The sequence below is a fragment of the Sphingopyxis granuli NBRC 100800 genome, from assembly GCF_001591045.1.
Lineage (GTDB): Bacteria > Pseudomonadota > Alphaproteobacteria > Sphingomonadales > Sphingomonadaceae > Sphingopyxis > Sphingopyxis granuli.
The window spans coordinates 1-2,991 of record NZ_BCUA01000159.1 but is presented as its reverse complement, the minus strand read 5'-3'; the positions used below and the strand labels follow the sequence as shown (position 1 = coordinate 2,991).

The 2,991-nt window shown below is 67.1% G+C and carries 4 protein-coding genes; 3 read left to right on the top strand and 1 reads right to left on the bottom strand.

Translation table 11 applies throughout. From position 1 onward, the window contains the following. The first annotated feature begins 131 nt into the window (after positions 1-131). From SGR02S_RS20655 to SGR02S_RS19765, 3 genes are all read left to right on the top strand, one after another. Positions 132-506, top strand: coding sequence for a serine hydrolase family protein (locus tag SGR02S_RS20655; RefSeq protein WP_067113793.1), 375 nt, complete (start codon positions 132-134; stop codon positions 504-506). Next, the gene (locus tag SGR02S_RS20650; protein ID WP_067113791.1) at positions 479-997 is read left to right on the top strand and encodes a serine hydrolase; all 519 of its coding nucleotides are present in this window, start codon (positions 479-481) and stop codon (positions 995-997) included. Before SGR02S_RS20655 ends, SGR02S_RS20650 begins: the two co-directional genes overlap by 28 nt. Before the next feature lie 191 nt (positions 998-1,188). After that, positions 1,189-1,362 carry a DUF1328 domain-containing protein gene (locus SGR02S_RS19765; RefSeq protein ID WP_076075692.1) on the top strand — a complete coding sequence of 58 codons (174 nt, stop codon included), beginning with the start codon at positions 1,189-1,191 and terminating at the stop codon, positions 1,360-1,362. A 153-nt stretch (positions 1,363-1,515) separates the two neighbouring features. Here the strand turns inward: SGR02S_RS19765 and SGR02S_RS19090 are convergent. Next, a partial coding sequence (locus tag SGR02S_RS19090; RefSeq protein ID WP_067113789.1) for a DUF885 domain-containing protein occupies positions 1,516-2,991 on the bottom strand: 1,476 nt, incomplete at its 5' end.

The following is a 2,991-nucleotide window of genomic DNA, read 5'->3' as shown; positions in this document are numbered from 1 at the left end:
CTGAATCCCCACAGACATTAGGTACGGCTTCGGCGGCTTCGCGATCGGGGCTGCCGCAAGCGATGCTCCGCGTTCCGCGCCGCAACCGCGCGGGGCGTTTTGCCCGTCCATCCATCGATCGAGGATAAGCCATGTTGTTAGCCAGCCAGGACCATCGCGATGCGGCCTTTCGCGCGGTCGAGGAACTTCCGGGCATCAAGGTCGCCACGATTCGCGCCGGAAACCGGATGCACCCGGTCCCGCAGGGGCGGATCATCGACCTGGGGTTCGATATCGGCGCGCATATGGCGAAACAGCGCAACGCCGGGTTGATCATCGTCCAGGATGGCGCGATCCGGTTCGAACGCTATGCGCTCGGCTATACCGCGACCGGCCGCTGGACGAGTTTTTCGGTCGCCAAGAGCATCACGTCCACGCTGGTCGGGGCGGCGCTGCAGGACGGATATATCGGAAGCCTCGACGACAGGGCACGACATGGGTGTACAAGACGGGCGAAACGAACCTGATCGGCGTCCTCGTTTCGGCGGCGACCGGCAAGCGGCTGTCCGATTATCTGTCCGAGAAGATCTGGAAGCCGTTCGGCATGGAGGACGATGCGGTGTGGATGCTCGGCGCGACCGGGCACGAGATCGCGGGCTGTTGCATTTCCGCGAGGTTACGGGATTTTGCGCGCTTCGGTCTGTTCATGATGGGCGGCGGCGTGGCGGGCGGACAGCAGGTCCTGCCCGATGACTGGATCGCGCAGGCGACGACGAAGGCGTATGATGTCGACATTCCCGGCCGCGGCTACGGCTATCAATGGTGGACGAACGACGACGGCAGCTATTCGGCGCAGGGCATATACGGGCAGGGCATATTCGTCGACGCCGCGCGGCGGCTGGTCATCGCGTCGAACGGCAACTGGCCGGTCGCCACCGATCCCGACGGCCTCGTCGCGGAGCGCGAGGCCTTCTACAAGCGCGTTCAGGCGGCGGTAGACCGGGAACAGGCGGCGTAACGCCGGACAAGGGGTCGCGCCTCCATCCCGTGCCGGCCACGCCCCGGAACTTTCGGCCGGTGCGGTCGTTTGATCAGGGCCCTTGCTATTCAGCAGATTGCGGCGCGGCCAAGGGCCGTCCGTCCTTGGAAAACTGCGTTGACGCGCGTTTCCCAAGGCCGATTTGCGCGCCGGCTTGGAGGAGGTATCGGATGTTCAAATGGGCCCTTATTTTCGCCGTGATCGCCCTGGTTGCCGCGGTGCTCGGCTTCGGCGGCATCGCTGGCGCGGCGGCCGGCATCGCGAAAATATTGTTCTTCATCGGGCTGGCGCTGGTGGTTCTGTTCCTGATCCTGGGCGCCGCAGCGGCCCGGAAAGTCACCTGACCGCCGATTTTTTTAACGTCCATGGAACCTTCCCGCTTCGCCGGGCGTTTTCATGGCCTACTTGATCGAAAGAAAGAGTAGATTTGGTTCGCGTCTTCGGACGCAACCTAGGGAAGCCCCGCCGCAGAGATGCGACGGGGCTTACTTTTTGGTTCAGGCCGGAAAGGCGGCGCGCACCCGGTTCTCGAGCACCGCGAGCGGGATGCGACCCGCACCGAGCACGACGTCGTGGAAGCGCTTGATGTCATAGCCCGGCCGCCCCGACACCTCGTCGCGCAGCCGGCTGATCGCCGTCTGGCCGATCTTGTACGAACAGGCCTGGCCCGGATAGACGATATAGCGGTCGATCTCGGTCCGCGCCGCGCTGGGGGCCTCCGACGAATTCTGCACCATGAAGTCGATCGCCTGTTCGCGGCTCCATCCCATCGCGTGCAGCCCGGTGTCGACGACGAGGCGCGACGCGCGGAAGGCATAGGAGGCGAGGTAGCCGATCTTGCCCAGCGGATCGTCGTCGTACATGCCGAGTTCGTCGGCGACCTGTTCGGCATACAGGCCCCAGCCTTCGCCGAACGCCGTCACCGACGCCGTCTGGCGATAGAGCGGCAGCGCCGCATCCTCATATTTGAGCGCACCCTCGAACAGATGCCCCGGCGCGCCTTCGTGATAGGCGAGGGTGGGCAGGGTGTAGCGCGGCCATTCGCCGGTATCGCGCAGGTTGATGAAGAAGATGCCGGGGCGCGATCCGTCGGGCGTGCCCGCCTGCGCCGACCCGCCGGGGGCGCCGATCTCGATCTCCGGCGGCACGCGCCGGATCTCGTAGGGCGCCTTGGGCATGCGGCTGAACACCTGCGGCAGGCGCGCGCGCACCGCGGTCAGGCGTCCGTTCAGGTAGGCGAGCATCTCGGCGCGACCGGCGTCGTCGTTCGCGAACAACTGTCCCTCCGCCTTGCCCAGCGCGTCGAGCCGTTCGCGAAGGCTGCCGTTGGCGTAACCCTGCGCCTTGAGCAGTTCGTCCATGCGCGCGGTCAGGTCGGCAAGCTGCTCGCGGCCGATGCGATGGATTTCGGCGGCGCCCAGGCTGGTCGTCGTATGCTGCGCAAGCGTCGCGGCATAATAGGCCTCGCCATCGGGCAGGCGGCCGACGCCCGCCGCATCGCCCGCGCGCGGCAGCAGCGCGGTGAGCGCGTCGATCTGGCGGGAGAGGGCGGCGCGGATCGGCCCTTCGAAAACCGCGGCGGCGCGCTCGCCATAGCCGTCGAGACCGATCGCGGCGCTGCGCCGCGCGATCGAGGCGACGAGCGTCTTGCTCGCGACGTCGCCGTCGCGCAGCCGCGCGAGCTGCTGGAGCGCCTGTTCGAGGATGAAGCGCGGCGCCACGACGTTCATCGCCGCGTTGGCGGCGACGATGCCGGTGTCGTCGTCGAGAAGCGCCGGGACCGCTTCGAGTCGCGCCATATAGGCATCGGCGTCGGCCTTGGTCGCGACCGGGTGCTGGCTGTCGAGGAAGGTGCTGACGCCGGTGTAGAAGCCGCCGAGCTGGGTCACGGCATAGGGACCGGCCCGGTGGCCGAAGCCGCCGCTGTGATAGGGGAAGCGCGCGAGCCGCTGGCGCGCGGTGAGGTCGAACTC